Annotated in this window: 17 protein-coding genes; 15 read left to right on the top strand and 2 right to left on the bottom strand. The window is 43.5% G+C overall.

Annotated features, from left to right (window positions below; genetic code table 11):
- Positions 1-65: 65 nt before the first annotated feature.
- Positions 66-608, top strand: a complete 543-nt coding sequence (gene nrdG / locus APAR_RS05750) for an anaerobic ribonucleoside-triphosphate reductase activating protein (protein ID WP_012809208.1) — start codon at positions 66-68, stop codon at positions 606-608.
- A 71-nt stretch (positions 609-679) separates the two neighbouring features.
- Here nrdG and APAR_RS05745 read toward each other — a convergent pair whose 3' ends face one another.
- Positions 680-1621: a DMT family transporter gene (locus APAR_RS05745; protein ID WP_012809207.1), complete on the bottom strand. Its 942-nt coding sequence runs from the start codon at positions 1619-1621 to the stop codon at positions 680-682.
- 165 nt (positions 1622-1786) lie between these two features.
- Between APAR_RS05745 and APAR_RS05740 the strand changes: the two genes are divergently transcribed.
- The 12 genes from APAR_RS05740 (at position 1787) to APAR_RS05680 (ending at position 17447) form a co-directional block, all read left to right on the top strand.
- Positions 1787-2671, top strand: coding sequence for a DegV family protein (locus tag APAR_RS05740; protein WP_012809206.1), 885 nt, complete (start codon positions 1787-1789; stop codon positions 2669-2671).
- A 35-nt stretch (positions 2672-2706) separates the two neighbouring features.
- On the top strand, positions 2707-3900 hold the full coding sequence (locus APAR_RS05735) for an iron-containing alcohol dehydrogenase (RefSeq protein WP_012809205.1): 1194 nt from the start codon (positions 2707-2709) through the stop codon (positions 3898-3900).
- Positions 3901-3992: 92 nt separating this feature from the next.
- Positions 3993-4451, top strand: coding sequence for a PTS sugar transporter subunit IIA (locus APAR_RS05730; RefSeq protein WP_012809204.1), 459 nt, complete (start codon positions 3993-3995; stop codon positions 4449-4451).
- Between the two features lie 152 nt (positions 4452-4603).
- Entirely contained in the window at positions 4604-5176 is a 573-nt protein-coding gene (locus APAR_RS05725; protein ID WP_012809203.1) for a DJ-1 family glyoxalase III, read from the top strand.
- A 3-nt stretch (positions 5177-5179) separates the two neighbouring features.
- Positions 5180-6523, top strand: coding sequence for a Y-family DNA polymerase (locus APAR_RS05720; RefSeq protein WP_012809202.1), 1344 nt, complete (start codon positions 5180-5182; stop codon positions 6521-6523).
- A complete protein-coding gene (locus APAR_RS05715) occupies positions 6513-6734 on the top strand; it encodes a hypothetical protein (protein WP_012809201.1) in 222 nt (73 codons plus the stop codon). Before APAR_RS05720 ends, APAR_RS05715 begins: the two co-directional genes overlap by 11 nt.
- A gap of 49 nt (positions 6735-6783) precedes the next feature.
- The gene (locus APAR_RS05710; RefSeq protein ID WP_012809200.1) at positions 6784-7416 is read left to right on the top strand and encodes a hypothetical protein; all 633 of its coding nucleotides are present in this window, start codon (positions 6784-6786) and stop codon (positions 7414-7416) included.
- Between the two features lie 54 nt (positions 7417-7470).
- Positions 7471-8172: an ABC transporter ATP-binding protein gene (locus APAR_RS05705; protein ID WP_012809199.1), complete on the top strand. Its 702-nt coding sequence runs from the start codon at positions 7471-7473 to the stop codon at positions 8170-8172.
- A 2-nt stretch (positions 8173-8174) separates the two neighbouring features.
- Entirely contained in the window at positions 8175-11507 is a 3333-nt protein-coding gene (locus APAR_RS05700) for an FtsX-like permease family protein (RefSeq protein ID WP_012809198.1), read from the top strand.
- An 81-nt stretch (positions 11508-11588) separates the two neighbouring features.
- Positions 11589-14633, top strand: coding sequence for a DUF4422 domain-containing protein (locus APAR_RS07180; protein WP_012809197.1), 3045 nt, complete (start codon positions 11589-11591; stop codon positions 14631-14633).
- A gap of 55 nt (positions 14634-14688) precedes the next feature.
- The gene (gene ligA / locus APAR_RS05690; protein WP_012809196.1) at positions 14689-16806 is read left to right on the top strand and encodes an NAD-dependent DNA ligase LigA; all 2118 of its coding nucleotides are present in this window, start codon (positions 14689-14691) and stop codon (positions 16804-16806) included.
- A gap of 272 nt (positions 16807-17078) precedes the next feature.
- Positions 17079-17447 (top strand): arsenate reductase family protein, encoded by a 369-nt coding sequence (locus tag APAR_RS05680; protein WP_012809194.1) that lies wholly within the window; start codon positions 17079-17081, stop codon positions 17445-17447.
- A 124-nt stretch (positions 17448-17571) separates the two neighbouring features.
- Here APAR_RS05680 and APAR_RS05675 read toward each other — a convergent pair whose 3' ends face one another.
- Positions 17572-18537: a zinc dependent phospholipase C family protein gene (locus APAR_RS05675; protein WP_012809193.1), complete on the bottom strand. Its 966-nt coding sequence runs from the start codon at positions 18535-18537 to the stop codon at positions 17572-17574.
- A gap of 105 nt (positions 18538-18642) precedes the next feature.
- Here APAR_RS05675 and APAR_RS05670 point away from each other — a divergent pair, with 105 nt between their 5' ends.
- Together APAR_RS05670 and APAR_RS05665 are read left to right on the top strand one after the other, a co-directional pair.
- The gene (locus tag APAR_RS05670; RefSeq protein ID WP_012809192.1) at positions 18643-19221 is read left to right on the top strand and encodes a manganese efflux pump MntP; all 579 of its coding nucleotides are present in this window, start codon (positions 18643-18645) and stop codon (positions 19219-19221) included.
- Between the two features lie 44 nt (positions 19222-19265).
- Positions 19266-20552, top strand: coding sequence for an ABC transporter substrate-binding protein (locus APAR_RS05665; protein WP_012809191.1), 1287 nt, complete (start codon positions 19266-19268; stop codon positions 20550-20552).
- The last annotated feature ends 94 nt before the right edge of the window (positions 20553-20646 follow it).

Below are 20646 nucleotides of genomic sequence, written 5' to 3'. Positions count from 1 at the left end.
TCGTTTTTATTATCTGTATTAGGTAACATCCAAAATATGTGGAGGTTACCCATTAAAGGTTATGTATGAATTATTCAAATATTAAGTTTTCAGACATTGCAAATGGTGTTGGTGTAAGAACAACTTTGTTTGTTTCAGGTTGCCGCCTGCACTGTGAGGGCTGCTTTAACTACGAGGCATGGGACTTCAAGAGTGGTGGAGAGTTTACCCCAGAAGTAGAGCAAGAAATTATTGATTCACTTGCGCCTGTCTATATTAATGGTCTTTCTATTCTTGGTGGAGAGCCCTTTGAGCCAGAAAACCAAGAAGGTCTTGTTGAATTTGTCGAGAAGGTCAGAGCTACCTATCCACAAAAGAGTATCTGGATGTATTCAGGACACACCTGGGATCAGTTGACTGAGGGAAAGTGGCATACAGAGTACACTGATCGCATTCTATCTTGTATAGACGTTTTGGTAGATGGTCCGTGGATTCAGAGTCTCCACGACATTACCTTGCGTTTTAGAGGTTCTTCTAATCAACGTCTTATTGATGTCCCTAAAACACTCGCTTCAGGAGAGATTACGCTTTGGTCCGATGGACCTATGATGAGCTCTCGTGAGATGTAAGCATTGTTTTCCATGTATAAAAAGCCCGCAGATGCGGGCTTTTTATTTAGGCATGTTTGTGTAGAGAGCTTTTAGCTTTCTGAGGTGGTTTGAGGTTCTGCGGGTTTCTCGCCAAGTTCACTGATAAAGATTGCAACAAAGATAACAATGAAGCCAAGGAAAATTGTGGGAGTAATAATTTCTGCAAGGAAGATGACACCAAAAACTGCTGCAAAGATGGTATCCAAAGAGATGATAAGTGATGCTTGAACAGGAGAGACAGATTTCTGTGATCGATTTTGTAGTACGCCAGTAAGAGCGGTTGCAATAAAAATGATATATGCAAGCGCCATCCATGCAGTAGAAGGAATTTGAGAAAAGTTTGGCATAGTTTCACAACAGAGAGCCCAACCTAGACAAGGAAGGGTGCTTACACCAAGCTGAACTATGGTAAGTGTAATGATGTCAAGTTTGTGTGAAAGTTCTGCAGTAAGTACAAAAACAAATGCAAAAATAATTGCTGATATGAGAGCCATTTGTTCGCCGATACCAAAGGAAAATGAGAAGTCTGTTCCAAGTGAGATAAGACCAATTCCTGCAACACACATACAGGCAGCAATGATACTGGAGATGTGGGGTTTCTTTTTTGCAATGAGCCAATTGACAAACGGAATCATTGCACAATAGATAGAAGCGATAAAGGCTGTTTTACCCGCTGTAGTGTAGGCAAGTGCTCCGTTTTGAAAAAGAAATCCAAAGCCATTTAGAATTCCTAAGAGTGCACCAAATGTAAGGTGTCTGATATCAAGATTCTCTTTAAGTCTTTTTCTAAAGATGATTCCAACCACAACAACAGAAAGTACAAATCTTAAAGTCATCAACCAGGCAGTAGGGATAAAGTTAATTGCATCTTTGATGACTACAAAAGAGCCTCCCCACACAAGGGCACAAAATAGAAGGGCGCCCTTCCAGATGAGTGTCTGCGAGGAATTGTGTGTAAGAATATGAGAGGGTGTATGAGTTGGAGATGACACGTATAATCCTTTTTATGAGCATAGGTTTAGTAATTATCCGGGAGAAAGTATACGTGATTTTTACCGAGTTGACGGGATTACTGCGTCAAAATGTGAGAAGAAGTATACTTTTCTTTGTTTGAGCAGATTTTATTGTTGCCTCTTTAAGATACTTTGGGAGACCGTATGTCTGATTATGTTGTAACTTGTTGTTCAACTGCTGATGTAAGTGAGCAGTATCTTCAATCACGTAACGTACACTATGTATGTTTTAACTATGAGCTTGGTGGTCAGCAGTGTAAGGATGATTTTGGCCGTACCAATACTCCAGCACAGCTTTATAGTCGCATGCTTTCGGGCGAGGAATGCCGTACTTCACAAGTTGCTATTGGTGAATACATGGATTTTTGGCGACCTCTATTAGCGTCTGGTCACGATGTGTTACACGTTTCATTAAGTTCGGGTATTTCTGGAACGTACGAGTCAGCCTGTCAGGCACAAAAAGAAATTAAAAAAGAATTTCCTGAAAGAAAAGTTGAAGTAGTTGATTCGCTTCAAGCTTCATCTGGTTATGGGCTGTTGGTTGATGCAGTTGCAGATAAACGAGATGCAGGAATGTCTTTTGATGAGCTGGTTGCTTGGGCACGTGAGGCACGTCATTATGTCTATGCATGGTTTTTCTCGTCTGATTTAACCTTTTTTGTTCGTGGTGGCCGTATTTCAAAGGCAGCAGGATTACTTGGCGGTATGCTCAACATTTGTCCCATTATGGATGTCGAGCCAGATGGTTCACTTGCCGTTAAAGAAAAACAACACGGTAAGAAAAAGGCTGCCGCACGCGTGGTGGATATCATGGCCCAAACAGCTGAAGATGGTTTGAATTATTCTCGTAAGATATTTATTTCTAATTCAGAATGCCCAAAAGATGCAGCTACGGTGCAAAAGCTTATTCAATCAAGGTTTCATCAGGTTAAAGAGATTGATATGTTTGCTATTGGCGCAACTATTGGTGTCCATACTGGTCCTGGAACTGTTGCAACGTTCTGGTGGGGAGAAGAACCTCGCGCTTAAGATGTTGCTTGAGTAGGTAAGAAAGGTCTTTAGTAATGGTTAATTTTGAGTATGTTGTACCTACTCAGATAGTTTTTGGAAAAGATACTCAGCTTCGTGTGGCAGAGCTTGTTTCTGCTCATGGAGGAACCAAGGTGCTGGTGCATTTTGGCGGCAACCATGTGGTAAAGAACGGTTTACTTGATCAGATTCATCAGCTTTTGAGTAACGCCGGAATTGCTTTTGTTGACTGTGGTGGAGTTGTCCCTAATCCTCGTTTAGAGCTTGCAGAAGAAGCTATAGAACTGGGCAAACGCGAGGGCGTTGATTTCATTTTGGCTATCGGCGGCGGATCTGTAATGGATTCTGCTAAAGCAATTGCGTATGGCTTAGCTAATGACGTTTCTCTTGAAGACCTTTATTTACATAGGGTTGGTGTTTCAAAAGCAACTCCTATAGGAGTCATTTCTACTATTGCGGGAACTGGCTCTGAGACCTCGGATTCTTCCGTCATGAACATTACGCTGAGTGATGGACGTATCCTTAAACGCTCTTATCACCATCAAAGCGGTCGTCCCTGCTTTGCTATCATGAACCCAGAGCTTACCTATTCCGTGAGTGCATATCAGACAGCATCAACGGGCGCTGACATTATGATGCATACTATGGAGCGCTACTTTACGCTTGAGAAAGACGTTGCACTTACCGATGAGCTGGCTGAAGGTCTTTTGCGTACAGTAAAAGAAGCAGTGCTGATAGCCATTAAAGAGCCTAAGAATTACGCAGCGCGCGCAGACTTGCTTTGGGCATCGTCGCTTTCTCACTGCGGGCTTACTGGAACAGGTCGCGTAAGCGATTTTGCTTCTCATGCCATTGAACATGAGCTCAGTGCAAAGTACGATGTAGCTCATGGTGCTGGTCTTACCGCTATTTGGGCAAGCTGGGCTCAGTATGTTATGAATCAAGATCCAAAGCGTTTCGCGCAGTTTGCGGTAAATGTTTTTGGAGTTCAAAACAACTTTCATAATTCAACTGCCACCGGCCTTGCAGGAATTGAGGCTTGGAATCAATGGTGTCATGCAATTGGTATGCCAACCTCCCTCGCTGAACTTGGAGTAAGCCCTTCAGAAGAAGATATTCTCCAGATGGCTCAGGGAGCTATTGACGCTCGTGGCGGAGATCATGCGGGTAACTTTATGCAGCTTAAAACAACAGATGTTCAACAGATTTTAAGGATGGCTTTAAAGTAAAGTTTCTTAAGGTAAATTTTGTTTCATTGCGAGTATTATTACTATATACGAAGTTACTGAGCCATAAGCTCAAATATACGGAAGGAAGATTCATGAGCGGTTTTGTTAAGGCAGACAATGTTTTTGTAAATCAAAACGTAGCGAGCCGTAATGATGTCCTGCGTTTTATTGCCGACAAGGCACTGGAGACTGGCGTAACTGATGATGCAGACGCTGTTTACAATGCTTTCTTGGCTCGCGAGGAAATGGGTGAGACTGGCATGACTGATGGTTTTGCAGTTCCTCACGCAAAGGATGCTGCTATCAAGGATGCGGCTGTCTTCGTCTTCAAGAATAACACTCCTCTTGAGTGGCCTTCTTTTGATGAGAAGCCCGTTGATGTTGCTATTGCACTGCTTGTTCCAGATGGAGAGGCTGGTACCACTCACATCAAGCTTCTTTCTAAGACTGCGGTTCTTCTAATGAGAGATGAGTTTAAGTCCCTGCTTCGTGACTCTAACGATCAGGAAGCCATTGCTCAGGCTATTAACGAGGGTATTAGCGAGGAGTAGGTTTTCTCGCCAGATTACGGCAAGTTGTGAGAGTTACTTTCTGCAACAAGCTAACTGGGTAAAATTCTGGACACTCAAGCATAAACTTGAGTGTCCTTTTTTATCTAAAAAGGCGTACACTTGTACTAGTTTTTAGTTGAGAAGGGAGTTTGATGTTTACACCATGTACTGACAAGCGTGTTGCTGTCTTTTTTGCTGATGGTTGTGAAGAGATTGAGGGACTCAGTGTTGTTGATGTCCTGTATCGCGCAGGTGTTCCTTGTGACAAGGTTTCTATCTCTGATTCTTTGAGCGTGACTTCTTCTCATCAGGTTACTTTTCTAACAGATAAACTGCTTAGTCAGATTTCATTTGACGATTACAGCATGCTGGTGCTTCCTGGAGGTCTTCCTGGAACCACTAATCTTGAGGCTTGTGAGCCGCTTATGCAGGCGGTTGATGCGTTTGCAGCAGACGGTCGTGCGCTTGCCGCAATTTGTGCTGCTCCTTCAATTTATGCAAAGCGCGGATTACTTCAAGGAAAGAAGGCTACTTCTAATCCCGGCTTCCAACATTTTCTTTCTGAGAATGGCGCTAAGCTTACAAAAGATGCGGTTTGTGTTGACGGCTCTTTTATTACCAGCCAGGGTGCGGGAACAGCTCTTAAGTTTGGTCTTGAGATTGTTCGTTATCTTGTAGGTAATGACGTGGCACAAAAAGTATCTCAGGGTATTGTGCTTATCTAGGTCATGGCGCCTTCTCAAAAACAGTACCTGGTTATTGATCTAAAAAGTTTTTACGCATCAGTTGAGTGCGTTGAGCGAGGCCTTGATCCTATGAAGGCTAAGCTTGTTGTGGCTGACCTTACCAGGACAGAGAAGACAATTTGTTTGGCGGTTTCACCTGCGCTTCGCGCGTTGGGTGTTCCTGGCCGTTGCCGAGTCTTTGAGATTCCCAAAAATTTAACCTATGAGGTGGCACCTCCTCGTATGGCTTTGTATATTGAGCGATCTGCAGATGTTTATTCGGTGTATCTCAAATATATTGCGCCAGAAGATATCCACGTATACTCTATTGACGAGGCATTTATTGATGTAACGCCGTACTTATCGCTCTATGGATGTACAGCAAGAGAGTTGGGCGAGAAAATCCGCGCTGACGTGGCAAAAACTACCGGTATTCCTGCCACCTGTGGTTTGGGTCCTAATTTGTATCTAGCAAAAATTGCACTTGATATTACTGCAAAACACAGCCCAAACTTCTTTGGTGAGCTTGATGAAGAATCGTACAAGCTTAAACTCTGGAATCACAAACCTTTAACTGATTTTTGGCATATTGGTACAGGTATTCAAAAACGTCTAGAGGCAATGAATATTCATACCATGGGGCAACTTGCTATGGCTCCTATAGAACCTTTGTATAAAGAATTTGGTGTTGATGCAGAAATTCTTATTGATCATGCGTGGGGCATTGAGCCAACCACTATTGCAGATATTAAGAACTATAAGTCGCAAAGTCATTCAGTTTCAACGGCACAGGTCTTTGATCACAATAGAGATACGGAAGGTGCGCGTTTTATCTTTAAAGAGATGGTTGAAGCTTTGACGTTAGAACTTGTAACCCAAAAGCTGGTTTGTTCTTCTATTGGCATTTATATTGGCTATTCGGCAACAGAGAGCCAGATGGAAGAACTGAGAAAAACGGGAGATTATAGAAGTTGGAGACGACATATTCCTTCTAGTAGTGGTACTAAGAAGCTCATCTATCCCACTAACTCTAGAGATGAACTTATGGCAGAAGTTTTATCTTTCTTTGACGAGCGCGTGCTTCCTTCAGAGAGTGTTCATCGAGTAGGACTCACGTTTGGAAATACGCAAGAAGAAACAAACTCGGGTATTCAGACGTCGCTTTTTCAGGATACATACGGGCTAGAAAAAGAACGCCAGCGCCAAGATACTATCAATGCCATAAAGAAGAAGTTTGGTAAGAACTCTTTGCTTAAGGCAATGGATTTGCTCTCAGAAGCAACAGCACGCCAGAGAAATGCTCAGATTGGAGGACATCGTAGTGGAGAAGAAACCAATGAAACCTAAACAGAGTTTCTCGACAGCAAAAGATAGTGCAAAAGAAGACACGTTTGCTTCGCAGATGCATTACGGACATCCTCGTATGTCTCGAGCAAACAGAGCAAAAATATTTATGCCTTTTGATGCATTGAAGGGTCTAAGAGAAGCTTTAGCAGAAAGAGAGCAAGAAGCTCAAGACCACATAAAAGACTTTCATGACTTACCACACTGGTCATAGGTTTATACGATAAAATAGATAGGTCGTATAAAGAAATCGAGGAGGTTTCATGAACCCCAAAGCAAAAGTTGCCATTCCAGCAATTGCGGCGCTCATTTTTATCATCATTGATTTTGTCGCACCAGTTCAGTATCTCAGCTATTTCCACACTGCATTTAACTTTGCAACTCGTCAAACAAATCCTTTTTCTTTGATGCTTGCACGTGTTGCCTACATTATTTGTCTGTGCTACCTGTTTGCTGCGGTTACAAGTCTTTTGAGGAACTTCCGACCTCGTCTTAGGTGGGGCCTTCCCATTCTCTCTGTAGTTGCTTTAAATTCCGTACTTACCGAGCTCTCTGTGATAATTTCTATCAGCCAGGCGGTAAACTTCACCACCCTTATTCTTAACATCATGATTGTGAGCTTCTTGTTCCTCACAGCTCTTCTTGCACTTTTCATTTGGGTTCGTGCTAAGAAAGAGTTTGACCAGCGTCAAGCTGATCTTGAAGAGGAAGAAGTTGTTGTTACTCCAATGCCTCTTACTACTGAGGGAGCAGAGGTTGCTCCTGTAGTACCTGTAACTTCTGAGCCTGCAGCAGCTGTTGCGGCACCCGCTCCAGAAGCATCCGTTGCAGCAGAGACTTCAGTGGCATCTGAAGCTCCTGCAGCTCCAGAAGCTCCAGCGGCTCCACAGGAGTAGCTTTTACGTACTCTCTTCTTGTTTGGAGGAATTTTTTTCTCATAGGAGAACCGTATGTCTTTTGTTGAATTCAAAGAGGTAACAAAGACGTATACCATGGGCTCCGTCAAGGTACACGCCGTCCATAACATGAACTTCTCCATAGAAGAGGGAGAGATTTGCGTAATTGTTGGACCATCAGGTGCCGGTAAAACAACTGTCTTAAATATGCTCGGAGGTATGGATACCTGTACCTCCGGGTCTATTTATTTAGATGGAAAAGAAATTGGCGGGCTTTCAGAAAAAGAAAGAACGCTGTATCGTCGTCATGACATTGGCTTTGTTTTCCAATTTTATAACCTTGTCCCCAATCTCACAGCAAAAGAAAACGTTGAGCTTGCGTCTCAGATTTGTCTTGATCCTATGCAGCCAGAAGATGCACTTCGTGCTGTTGGTCTTGAGCATCGTATGGATAACTTCCCAGCTCAGCTCTCTGGTGGAGAGCAGCAACGCGTTTCTATTGCACGTGCTTTGGCAAAGAATCCGCGTCTTTTGCTTTGTGATGAACCAACAGGTGCGCTGGATTATAAAACAGGAAAGCAAATTCTTAAGCTCTTGCAGGATATGTGCAAAGAGCAGCATAAAACCGTGGCTATTGTCACACATAACTTTGCATTTACTCAAATTGCCGATAGGGTCATTCATGTTAAAGAGGGTCAGGCTCAATCGGTTGAAATTAATCAGCACCCAGCCGATGCACTTACTGTTGAGTGGTAGCTATGCCACGCGCTCTTTTTACCGAGATTATTCGGACTATCAAAGGGTCTCTTGCTAGATTTCTTGCAATTGTAGGAATCGTTGCTTTGGGCTGTGGTTTTTTTGCGGGACTTAAAATGGCTAGCCCAGATATGCAAGAAGCTGCACATACGTTTTACAAAAATCAGCACCTCTACGATCTTCGCATTATCTCAACACTTGGGTTAAGCGAGAAAGACGTCCATGCCCTTGCTTCAGTTGAGGGTGTTGAAGCGGTTATGCCTTCTCGCACGGTAGACGTCATGGCTACGTTGACCTCATCGCAATCTAGCGCTCGTGTTAGTTCGTTCAGACCTGGTGAGCTTAACCAGCCGGTAGTTGTTGAAGGAAGGCTTCCTCAGGGGCCTTATGAGTGCGTGATGAGTGCTGATTCCAAGAAACGTACAGACATTAGCCTTGGCCATCAGATTGAGCTTCCTGAGACTTCAAATGGCGTTCATTTAAAGGGCGGATCGTACACGGTTGTTGGTTTTGTAAATGCGCCAACGTATCCGTATGTAAGCAATTTTGGTACCACGTCATTAGGCAATGGTATTGTTCAGCAATTTGTATATGTCACTGAAGATGCTTTTGCTAATGATGATCCGTACACCGAAGTGTATCTGACGGTCCAGGGCGCCACCAGTTATAAAAGCGGCTCATCAATGTATCAGAGTGCTATTGATAGTGTTGCAGAGCGCATTAAACAAATGAATCCATCGCTTGCTTCTCTTCGTTTGCAAGAGCTAAAAGATGATGCTCAAGCTCAGGTTGATGAGGCTCGTCAAAAGCTGGAGCAATCAAGGCAGGAGGCTGCAGATAAATTAGGTGATGCACAGAAAAAGCTTGATGAAGCGGAAGCACAGATTTCTGCTCAGCAACAAAGACTGACTGATGGTCAGAAGCAATATGACGCAGGACGTCAGCAGCTTACAACTTTACGTTCCAGTGCTGAGCAGAAATTTGCACAAGCGGAAGCTCAGATTAAAGCTTCAGAGGCTCAGATAGCCCAGGGAACAGATGAGCTTAGCGCAGGAGAGGCTCAGTATCAGGCTGGTCTTGCTGCTTTCAATGCAGGTCAAACGACGTTTACGCAACAAAAGAGTGAATTTGAAGCGGGTCGCGACGCGTATCTTACAGGGCTTGCTGCACAAGGGATTACGGCTTCAACACTTGAAGAAGCGCAGCAGCAGCTGAGGGCTTTAGGTTTACCAACCACGCAAGTAGATGCTCTTCTCGCTACACAGGCACAGATTGTGGCTGCAGAAGCAGAATTAGCTACTCAGCAGCAGGCTTTAGCGGCAGCGCGAGGGGAGCTTGATCAACGTACGGCTCAGCTGCGTGAGGCAGAGTCTCAGGTAGCTCAGGCGCGCCAAAATCTGACAGAAGCAAGAAATGCTACTGCAGATCAGTTATATGCAGCTCAAGAAAAACTTGATGCATCGCTCAGCCAATTGACTGCTGGACAAGCTTTGCTTCAAAATGCAGAATCTCAGACCTATGAAGGAAGACAGAGTCTTGAGGACCAGCGCGTTGAGATTGAGAAACAACTTGCTGACGGTCAGACAAAAATTGACGAAGCTCAAAAGAAAATTGATGAGCTTAAAGAGCCTGATGTTTATGTACTTGATCGTACAAAAGAGATTGGCGTTGCAGCTTATCAAGCAGACTCTGAGCGTATTAACAATATTGCTAATGTGTTCCCCTTGATGTTTTTCTTGGTTGCAGCTTTGGTTTCACTTACCAGTATGACGCGCATGGTATCTGAAGAGCGTACGCTCATCGGCGTTCATAAGGCGCTTGGTTATTCGACTTTACAAATTGCTGCAAAGTACCTGTTATATGCTTTGCTTGCTTCACTTTTAGGAGCTGTTATTGGCATAGCGCTTTTAAGTCAGGTGTTGCCAGGGGTTATTATCTCTGCATATGGATCAATTTATACTATTCCAAATGGGGGAGCTCCTTATCCTATTCAGCTTGACAGCGCGCTTCTTTCAGGACTTTTTGGTATAGGTGTTACGCTTCTTTCAACGATGGCTGCTGTTTTGTCTTCTTTGAAAGAAGAACCTTCTAGCCTTATGTTGCCAAAGGCTCCAAAAGCGGGCTCAAAGATTTTGCTTGAGCATATTAATCCTCTGTGGTCCAGCTTGTCTTTTTCGTGGAAAGTTACTATTAGAAACCTTGTTCGCTATAAGCGTCGCTTGATTATGACATTGGTAGGAATTGCTGGATGTACCGCACTTTTGTTGGTGGCCTTTGGTCTTAGAGATTCTATTAATGACGTCATTGACAGCCAATGGCCAACTCTTTTTCATTATGACTACATAGTAGGAATGACCTCTGATGTTTCTGGTGCAGAAGCAGATCAGATTGCTACAGAGCTTAACCAGGTCGGTGCTACAAATATCCATCGCATAACCAGCGAAAATGTCCTTCTTGAGTCTCCTGCGCAAAATGCAAGTTCGTTGACAAGAACAACTATTATGACCAGTAATTCTCTTCAAGATCTTACAGGTGTAGTTACCTTGCGGGATCGTCTTTCTGGTCAAACAATAGAGCTTAAGGAAGATTCAGTTGTAATTACAGAGAAGCTCGCAAAACGGCTTGGCGTAGGTGTGGGAGATGCCGTTCGGGTCTATGCTCAAGACAGAATTGGAAATGCTTCAGGTGAACCAAGTACCCTTACTGTTACGGGAGTTACCGAGAATTACGTTGGATCGTATCTTTATGTAGGGCCTTCTGCATGGCATTCTTTGAGCATCCAAGATCAAGCAACGGATGGTTGGTATGCAACACTTCCTAAAGATCAAGCAACAAGAGATGCGTTTGGAGAAAAACTCATTAACCGGGCAGGGGTTGCAACTGTCGATGACATCAATGAGGCTATTCGCACATATAAAAAATCACTTGAAGTGGTTAATCGTGTTGTAGCTATTCTTATTTTGGCTGCAGCCCTGTTGGCATTTATCGTCTTGTATAACCTCACAAATATCAATATTGAGGAGCGTATTCGAGAGATTGCCAGCCTTAAAGTGCTTGGTTTTACGCGACACGAAGTTGATGCGTACGTGTTTAGAGAGATTGCTTTACTGGCCGTCTTTGGAGCACTCTTTGGGCTTGTTCTAGGAACTTACCTTGAGGGATTTGTGGTTCAAACAGCTGAGATTGATCTTGTTATGTTTGGCCGCTCTATTCATATGTCAAGTTATTGGTTTGCTTTTGGACTTACCCTTGTCTTCTCACTGTTAGTGTATGTTGCTATGCGATCAAAGCTAAAAAATATTGATATGGTGGAGAGTCTTAAGAGTGTTGAGTAGCTCTCTTTTGCACGCCCAAGAAGGGCATATTTTAGATAAGATAGATAATAGTTTAGATTGCTTAATTTATAAGGAGTTGGTATGCCCAAGGTTTCTTTTGTAATTCCTGCATACAACATTGAATCGTACATTGGGCGTTGTATTCAAAGTGTAAAGAATCAGACGTTTGGTGATTTTGAAGCAATTATTGTTGACGACGCCTCAACAGATTCCACTCCAGAGAAAATTGTTACTGCAGTAGGGGATGACAAAAGGTTCAAAGTTGTCACTCATGCAACTAACCAGGGACTTCATCTTGCACGTAAGACTGCTGCAGCGTATACAAAAGGAGAGTGGGTCTTTTGTTTAGACGGTGATGATGAGGTTACTCCTGATTTTCTTGAGCAGGTGGTTGGTCGTATTGAACAGAATCCTGTTGATATTCTCCACTTGGGTATTACCGTCATTCCAGAAAACGGTGTAAGTGAGGCTGAGGCAGAAGGTTTTGGTAGCTTCATCAACCAGCAGTCTCACTTTACTCAAGGTGATGAAGTTCTCCGCACCATTTTTGATGAGAGCTATGGACAGAAGATTGATTGGCGTACTACGCAGCGTCTGTATCGCGGAGAACTCTTTCGTTCTGCCTTTGCAGAGATGACTTCGGAGCGCTTGGTAAGAGCAGAAGATGCCTATGAGGTATTTGTGCTTTCTGATAAGGCTCAGACTGCTGATGGATTTGAGTCTTGTAGAGGTCTTCTTTACCACTTTGGTATTGGTGTAACAGGAGTTTCTCGCATTTCTTTAGATAAGTTTGGAGAGTTCTGCTATCAGTTCTTAGACAATATTGAACAGACAGAGTTCTATATTGGCAAAACAGACAATGTTGTTTACCTTAGGTCTTTTGAGGGCATGAAGCACAAGTTGATGGAGCTTTTGATTGGTGACTGGAAGTCTCGTCTTGCTCCTGAAGATCAAGAAGCAGCTCTTGAGCCGTTTGCTATTTTATTTGGACCATCAGTGGCTGCTCGAGAGCTTTATCGCTTTGTAAGAGATGACGCTTACGAGGCCATTAAAACTTGTACTGAGCTTCCAGAAGACAGCAATGCATATCTCTATAGATCGTATGCAAAGAAATATGCTGCTCTCATGCATCAGGATGAGGGACTGTCGTTTGATAGGGCAGTTCGCATGAAACAGATTGCCGATGAACATATGGAATATCTAGAAAGAAAGCACATGGTAAAGATGTTTGAGCAGCAGCCTATTCGCATTTTTATTACCTCTCATAAAGATGTTGATGTTCCAGAAAGTAATTATCTTCAGCCTATTCAAGTAGGACCAGGTCAGAAGACAAATCGCTTTTCGTATATGCTTCATGATGATGAGGGCGATAACATTACCGAAAAAAACCCAATGTACTGTGAGATGACTACACAATACTGGGCATGGAAGAATATTACTAATGAGCGCTATGTTGGCTTTGGTCATTATCGTCGTTACTTCAACTTTACCGATACGATTTATCCAGAAAATCCTTTTGGTGAGGTTATGGATGATTTTATCGATGAGGATGCCATCAAGAAATATGGTCTTGATGATCAGACCATTGCTCAGTGTATTGAAGGATATGATCTCATTACCACTGGGGTAAAAGATATTCGTAAATTCCCTGGAAGCGCCAATACACCACTCGAGCAGTACCATGCTGCTCCATTGCTGCATCCAAAGGATATGGATACTATGGCGGCGCTTATTGTTGAGCGTCATCCAGAGTATGCAGAGGATGTAAACGCTTTTCTTAATGGTTATGAACAGTGTTTCTGTAACATGTATATCATGCGCAGGGAGCTTTTTGATCGCTATGCAGCATGGGTATTCCCACTTGTTGACGAGTGGACTGCTCGTACTGATATGTCAACCTACAGTAAAGAGGCTCTAAGAACTCCAGGTCACCTAACTGAGCGTCTCTTTAATATCTGGCGTATGCACATGCTGCGCACAGAGGGTAAAAACTGGAAGGTAAAAGAGCTACAGTGTGTTCACTTTACTAATCCAGAGCCTCGTCAGAAGTTTATTCCTCTCTTTGAAGAGAAGCCTGAGATTGCAAGTCAGAACGTTGTTCCTGTTGTTTTTGCAGCAGATAACAACTACGTTCCAATTCTTACTTGTGCAATGGGTTCAATGCTTGAGAATGCAGATCCTAACCGGTATTACGACGTAGTTGTCCTTAATACCAATATTGGCGGATCAAAGCAGGAATTGGTTAAGAAGTTCTTCTCACGCTATAAGAATGCTCGCATCACGTTCTATAACGTGTGGCGTATGGTTAAAGACTATAAATTAGATACCAATAACGCGCATATTAGCGTTGAGACATACTTCCGTTTCTTGGCCCAAGATATCCTTTCTGCTTACGATAAGGTTGTCTATCTTGACTCTGACCTTGTGGTTAATGGCAATGTTGCTGAACTTTACGATGTAAGAATAGGCAACAATCTTATTGCTGCAACGCTTGATATTGACTATCTAGCAAACCTCAATATTCGCGGTGGAGACCGCATGAAGTACAGCCTTGACGTGCTTAACCTCAAAAATCCTTATGCTTATTTCCAGGCGGGAGTTATGGTTTTTAATACCGCTGAACTGCGCCGTTACCACACTGTTCCAGAGTGGTTGCGTATTGCATCTAATCCAATCTTTATTTATAACGATCAAGATATTCTGAATAGCGAGTGTCAAGGTCGAGTGCTATATCTTCCTGCCGATTGGAACGTTACGCATAATATTTTTGGTCGTGCAGAGGAACTCTATCCAATGGCACCAAACAGTGTTTTTGATGATTATCAAGCAGCACGTCGAGCACCAAAGATTGTTCACTTTGCTGGCGCCATTAAACCTTGGCAGAATGCCAGCTGTGATATGGCTTCCTACTTCTGGAAGTATGCACGCAATACCCCGTTCTATGAGGTCATTATTCAGGATATGGTTCCAAGCGCCAGAAATGACGCGGACGTTACAGAGTTCCATGAGCGTGCACTTTCTGATGCAAGTCCTCTGCGTAAGATTATTGACCCTATTGCACCGTATGGCAGCGCAAGGCGAGAAGCTCTTAAGGCCCTTGGTAGAACCTTAAGAGGTCGCAAATAAATACTTGGTAGGTGCAGGACTTTCTTGCACCTACGTTTTTATGTTTGGAGTAGTAATGGCAGCACTTTCGCCAAAAGAGACCGCTCGTGCAGCAGAGCTCAATAGGATCTTGAATCATGCGGCATATGCTTATTATGCCCTTGATAATCCTGAGCTGACTGACGCTGAATTTGATCGTCTCCTTATTGAGCTTCAACAGCTTGAGGCAGCCTATCCAGAGCTTATTACTGAGGATAGCTATACGCAGCGCGTAGGCGGTTATGTTTCTGAGCAGTTTGAGCCTGTTCAGCATGCTGCTCGTATGTATTCCATGGATGACGCTATGAATCTGGAAGAGCTGGATGCATGGCTTTCTAGAACCGATGAAGCTCTGGGTGCTTCACCAACTAATCCTGTGGCATATACCTGTGAGCTTAAGATTGATGGTTTGGGTGTCGCACTGACCTATCGTGATGGTCAGTTTGTACGCGCTGCTACGCGAGGTGACGGAAGTACTGGAGAAAACGTTACGGCAAACGTTTTGACTATCTCCGATGTTCCACGAGAGCTTGCGCTTGCTGGTCTTGAGCGGGTTGAGAATAGAGGTCTTAACCAGAGCATTGAAGTACGTGGTGAGGTTTATATGCCAAAGCATTCTTTCATTCGTTTGAATGAGGATGCGGACGCTGCTGGTAAACAGCCTTTTGCCAATCCAAGAAATGCTGCTGCTGGATCTTTGCGCCAGAAGGATCCAAAGATTACCGCTCATCGAGACCTTGAGACTTTTATCTATGCAGTAGCTGATGAGGGTCCTCTTGATGTTCACAGTCAGTGGGAGTTTTTGAATTGGCTTCGTAGTTGTGGTTTTAATGTTAACCCTCATGCTCGTCGATGTCTTAATGCTCAGGAGGTTCATGATTTCTGCGCTCAAGCTCTTGAGCAGCGAGGAGATCTTAACTACGACATTGATGGCGTGGTAGTAAAGGTTGATTCATTTGCCAGCCAAGAGGCTCTAGGATTTACTTCTCGCGCTCCTCGTTGGGCTATTGCATTTAAATTTCCACCAGAGGAAAAGCAGACTGTTTTGCGAGAAATTCGTATTCAGGTTGGTCGTACTGGTGTACTTACACCTGTTGCCGAGTTTGATCCTGTCACTGTTGCAGGTTCTACCATTGCCCGTGCAACCCTTCATAATCTTGACGAAATTCGCCGCAAGAATGTGCGCGAGGGCGATACCATTATTGTCCACAAGGCGGGAGATGTCATTCCAGAGGTTGTAGGACCAGTTTTAAATCTTCGACCTGCAGATGCTGTTGAGTTCCAGATGCCAGCTACCTGCCCAAGCTGTGGTAGCCCCGTTATTCAAGAAGAGGGAGAGGTGGCCTTCCGCTGCGTCTCTATCGATTGCCCTGCTCAAGCAGTTGAGCGTTTGATTCACTGGGGAAGTCGAAAGGCTATGGACATTGACGGCCTTGGTGATGAGCTTATTAACCGTATGGTTGAAGAGGGCGTTCTTTCTGACGTAGCTGACTTTTATGACAAGCTTACTGAAGAGATGCTGGCATGTATGCCTACAGGTCGCGTCTATGATACCGATACTGCAGATCACCTTTCTGGCGATAGTATTCCTGTGGGTCACACTATTGCTAAGAAGGTTATGGCAAAGGTTGAGGAATCAAAGACGCGAGGTCTTGGACGCGTACTCTTTGGTATTGGTATGAGGCACGTTGGTGCTAACGTCGCAGAGCTTCTTGCTCAGGAGTTTGGCTCTATCCAGGCGCTTGCTACAGCTCCTGTCGAGAAAATCGCTGAAATCCCAGGTATTGGTCCTAAGATTGCAGAGTCTGTACACGAGTTCTTTTCGATTCCAGAAAATGTTGCCGTTATTGAGCGTCTTCGTCAGGCGGGTGTAGTGCTTGAGGAAGAGAAAACAGAAAACGAGCTTCCTCAGACGCTTGCTGGGCTTACTTTTGTTTTAACGGGAACTCTTGAGCACTTTACCCGCGATGAAGCTGGTGCTCAGCTTAAAGCTATGGGAGCAAAAGTTTCTGGCTCTGTATCTAAGAAGACAAGCTTTGTAGTAGCAGGAGAAGCCGCGGGATCTAAGCTTACAAAGGCTGAAAGCTTGGGTGTTCCCGTACTTGATGAGACGGCACTTCAGCAAATTCTTGAAACAGGCCAAGCACCTGCTTAAATGTGCGTGTTTAGTAATATAGTGGCGACTGATACTATCTTGTTAATGTCAGAAAAAGGAGACGAACAAATGAAACTAATAAAAGGTAAGCATGTTTCTCTTGCAATGATGTCTTTGATTTTAGCAATTATTCTAAGTGTAGTATCAAACGTTAATGATCTATTTATTGGTACGCTCTATGGCATGTCTTTAGGAATATTGATTTTAGGATTTCTTACTACTCAAAAAAGTTTTCGTTTATGTAATCGATAATCTCTTTAAAAGGAATAGCTATGGCAGATAAAAATATTTTGGTTCTTTGTTATTCTCGGTGCACTACGTGTAAGAGAGCTCTCAAATGGCTTGATGAACATGGTGTTTCTTATACGCTACGTGATATTAAAGAGGAAAATCCAACTGCAGAAGAGCTTGCTAAATGGCATAAGTTAAGCGGTCTTTCTATCAGGAAATTCTTCAATACTTCAGGCATGGTGTATCGCGATAATAACATCAAGGAGCAGCTTGATGCAGGTATGAGCGATAGTGATGCATATAATTTGCTTGCCACCACAGGCATGTTGGTTAAGCGTCCATTGGTTGTTGCAGGCAATACTATTCTTCTTGGATTTAAAGAGTCTGCGTGGGAAGAAGCACTTCTGTAAAAACTCGATTTCTATAACTATGTGTTAAATATTTGATATGCGTGGTAAAAAGGCGTCTACCTAGGTAAGCGCCTTTTCTATTACGTGTTTGGATGTTCAAATCCCTTTGGTGTTGTGCTGCGAGCTAGTCCTCGTCATCAACCATTTCTACAACTGGTTTGCCCATGTAATTGATACCATCAATCAGCTCTTCTAGTGTAATTCGTTGACCTAAGATGGTTGCTTGAACAAGCTCTCTGTAGAACTCGCGAGCTTCATCTAGAAGATCAAGAATGCTTTCAGTCTTAATCTCTCCTGTGTATGGCTCTTTCCAAGGAAGACGCTTAAGATTGGCGGTAGGGAAGTCCTCAGTCATAACAATACGGTGGGCCATTGCGGCAATGTAAGAATTGTTTGAAGGACGCATGAACTTCTCGGTCTTATATAAAACGTCAGGAAGTTTGGTGGTGTATTTAGGATCAGTGTGCTCTACGGTGTGGTAGATACGAGCGTAGTCCTGGAGCGCCTTTTCGTACTCTCCAACGCCAACATTAAGGTCAAATACCTGCAGTGCTACTTGCGAGAAAAGCGCGCCACCAACGTGCTTGGTGGATTCGACAGCTTCAAGCACCTCAGCTGGTGGAAAAGTCTCAACGGTAGTGTGACGCATGTGCCAGAGAAGGTATGAGTCCAAATCCGTTTCGATAATAGGATGAAGCTCTCTATAAGCATTTTTGAGTGAAGGATCCGCCTCAATCAACGCATCTTGTTGGGAATACACAAACGGATGGACAATTCTATCTAGTGCGTAATGTGCAAGAAGACCAAGTGCAAATGCACGACCAGCGGGCATGTCGCTTTGAGGCAGGCGAGAAACGCCATCGCGAATAGATAAAAATGCATCAACGATATGTCCCGCATGCATGCGACGATGCAATCTATTGCAGGCAAGAGAACGATTTGGCCAGGCTAAATGACGTGCAAGGAAGGGGTCAGGCCCCTGGTTTCCAAGCAAAAATGCATTAACCTCAGTTTCAGTGGCAATGAGCTCTTTGGGCAAATCATTAACCACTTCTGCGCCAAATAGATAGTGGGTTATTAAAGCAGGCATAACACTCCTTGTAGTTTTTCAGTATAAGAGTAGCTGAAAAATGCTCATAGGCGTTAAAATTTCTTCCTCGTGTTACAAGATTTAATGATACTTGGGAACTGACACATGGGTCTACTTGAAATTTTGATGCTTGGTGTGGCGCTTGCAACAGACGCGTTCTCTGTCACCATATCTAACACCTTTGCCTTTGATGATCATAAGTTTTCTCGCCTTGTGCGTATGCCTCTTTTCTTTGGTTTCTTTCAGTTTGGCATGTCTCTTGCTGGTTACTTTGTTGGTGGCATTGCAGTAAATCTAATTGAGAAGTATGCAGGTATTGTTTCTTTAGTCATTCTTGGCTTTATTGGTTCAAACATGCTGTACAGCGGCTATAAGGCATTTAGAGAAGATGCCTCTGAGGAAGAGGAGGAAGAAGGCCAGCAAGACGCTACTACACTCTCTTTTGGAAAGTTGGTATTTCAAGCTATTGCCACGGCAATTGACGCATTTGCTGTTGGCGTAAGTTTTAGAGCGCATAGTGTGGACATTTTGGTGGCCTCGGCACTCTTTGGCATTATCACCGCAATTCTCTGTACTATTGCATTGTTTATAGGCAAAAAGCTTGGTTCGCTTTTAGGAGATCGCGCCGAGATGGTTGGTGGTGTGGTACTTATCCTGATTGGACTAAAAGCCTTTTTTGGATAAAATCTGTTTGACCAAATGGATTGTGAAGCAGGTAAGGAGGTAGCGTGAAGTTTATCCCTGATCGTCTGCGCCAGAAGATACATAAAACTTTTGGACCAAAAGACCCTGACGAGAAAAGCACTCCACCAACTGCCACTTCTGTTACACGAACCTCATTTGTTATCCTGGGCATCTCGGTGGTTGCAGCGCCTGTGATAGCTACCGTTGCAAATATTTTGAGTCCAGGAATTTCTTATGTTCAGCAGGAATTTTTACCTCCACAGCTTAATTCAAAGGTTCCAGGCTATGCCCGTGCGCTGATTCAGCTTGCGCAACGAGAAGGCTCTCTTAATCTTCTTTGTACTTCCAAAGAAGCGGTAAAACCCTTGGTAGAAACATATTCAAGAGCGTTTTCTGTGCCTGTTATTGTGGGTGAGGCAACAGAGGAAGAAATTCAAGAGTTTATTCAGCAAACATATGTTGCTAGTAAGAGTGTGGAGTCTGAAACTTCTGATATCAAATTGGATGTTAATTGGGATTTTGAGAAACCTGATGTCATTTTCTTAGCAAGCGAAGCTTTAATGCAATGCTTTGAAGCTTCCGCGTATTGTCAGCCGTATGAAGTTTCTTCAACAGATCAGTACGTACGCTCCGAGTTTTTTGAAGTCACAGGACAATGGTATGCCTATGCTGCAGATCCGTTAGTTTTACTTGTGAATCAAGAGCGTCTTAATGAGAAAAAGATTCAGCGTCCACGTGAATGGACAGATCTTCTTATAGACGGTCTGCGTGGAAGGTATGTTATTCCTGATCCTGCACTTACGTATGTGGGCAAGAAGTTTGAGTCGCTCTTTTTGGGTCAGTATGGTCTGGATAAAGGTACTCAAATTATTCAAAGTTTGTTCGAAAATGTTGACGCATTTTCTGAGAGTACATATCAAGCAATTAGAGACACAGGATTTGGTAAGTACAGAGCCTGTGTTTGTTCACTAAGTGATGCGTATAGGGCAATTACTAAAGATGATTTTGATAATCTCTCAGTTGTTCTGCCGGGTGCTTCTTATTTCTCTACGATAAGGTCATTTATATGTCAGAGGTCAAAACATACGTATTCAGCATATTTATGGCAGGAATTTATTACCAAACGGGATTCTGCTGAACACATGGGAGAAATGGACTCGTTTTTCTCGCCAGTTATTGAGGGAACGCCAAATCCTTGGTATGCAAGTCGTCTAAATTTGACAGGGGTAAGTGAATCAATGCAGATAGTTCCTGCTCCAACAGATGCAGAAGGCAATCTGATCAAGCTTGAAGATGTTCATGCTGTATACAGTAAGTTGGTTAAAGCGTAGTTCTTGTCACACTTCTAAGAATTTGAATAATTAAAAACGGCCCAGGTAAACTGAGCCGTTTTGCATTACATAGAAGGTGGCAAGAAAATTGGGT

Origin of the sequence: Lancefieldella parvula DSM 20469 (assembly GCF_000024225.1) — a bacterium.
In the GTDB taxonomy this organism is placed as follows: Bacteria; Actinomycetota; Coriobacteriia; order Coriobacteriales; family Atopobiaceae; genus Lancefieldella; species Lancefieldella parvula.
The sequence above is the reverse complement of the archived record's forward strand: the minus strand, read 5'-3'. Positions and strand labels throughout refer to the sequence as shown.

Coding starts and splice junctions, on each gene's coding strand:
- nrdG (WP_012809208.1), top strand. CDS start 66: ATGAATTATTCAAATATTAAGTTTTCAGACATTGCAAATGGTGTTGGT.
- APAR_RS05740 (WP_012809206.1), top strand. CDS start 1,787: ATGTCTGATTATGTTGTAACTTGTTGTTCAACTGCTGATGTAAGTGAG.
- APAR_RS05735 (WP_012809205.1), top strand. CDS start 2,707: ATGGTTAATTTTGAGTATGTTGTACCTACTCAGATAGTTTTTGGAAAA.
- APAR_RS05730 (WP_012809204.1), top strand. CDS start 3,993: ATGAGCGGTTTTGTTAAGGCAGACAATGTTTTTGTAAATCAAAACGTA.
- APAR_RS05725 (WP_012809203.1), top strand. CDS start 4,604: ATGTTTACACCATGTACTGACAAGCGTGTTGCTGTCTTTTTTGCTGAT.
- APAR_RS05720 (WP_012809202.1), top strand. CDS start 5,180: ATGGCGCCTTCTCAAAAACAGTACCTGGTTATTGATCTAAAAAGTTTT.
- APAR_RS05715 (WP_012809201.1), top strand. CDS start 6,513: ATGAAACCTAAACAGAGTTTCTCGACAGCAAAAGATAGTGCAAAAGAA.
- APAR_RS05710 (WP_012809200.1), top strand. CDS start 6,784: ATGAACCCCAAAGCAAAAGTTGCCATTCCAGCAATTGCGGCGCTCATT.
- APAR_RS05705 (WP_012809199.1), top strand. CDS start 7,471: ATGTCTTTTGTTGAATTCAAAGAGGTAACAAAGACGTATACCATGGGC.
- APAR_RS05700 (WP_012809198.1), top strand. CDS start 8,175: ATGCCACGCGCTCTTTTTACCGAGATTATTCGGACTATCAAAGGGTCT.
- APAR_RS07180 (WP_012809197.1), top strand. CDS start 11,589: ATGCCCAAGGTTTCTTTTGTAATTCCTGCATACAACATTGAATCGTAC.
- ligA (WP_012809196.1), top strand. CDS start 14,689: ATGGCAGCACTTTCGCCAAAAGAGACCGCTCGTGCAGCAGAGCTCAAT.
- APAR_RS05680 (WP_012809194.1), top strand. CDS start 17,079: ATGGCAGATAAAAATATTTTGGTTCTTTGTTATTCTCGGTGCACTACG.
- APAR_RS05675 (WP_012809193.1), bottom strand. CDS start 18,537: ATGCCTGCTTTAATAACCCACTATCTATTTGGCGCAGAAGTGGTTAAT.
- APAR_RS05670 (WP_012809192.1), top strand. CDS start 18,643: ATGGGTCTACTTGAAATTTTGATGCTTGGTGTGGCGCTTGCAACAGAC.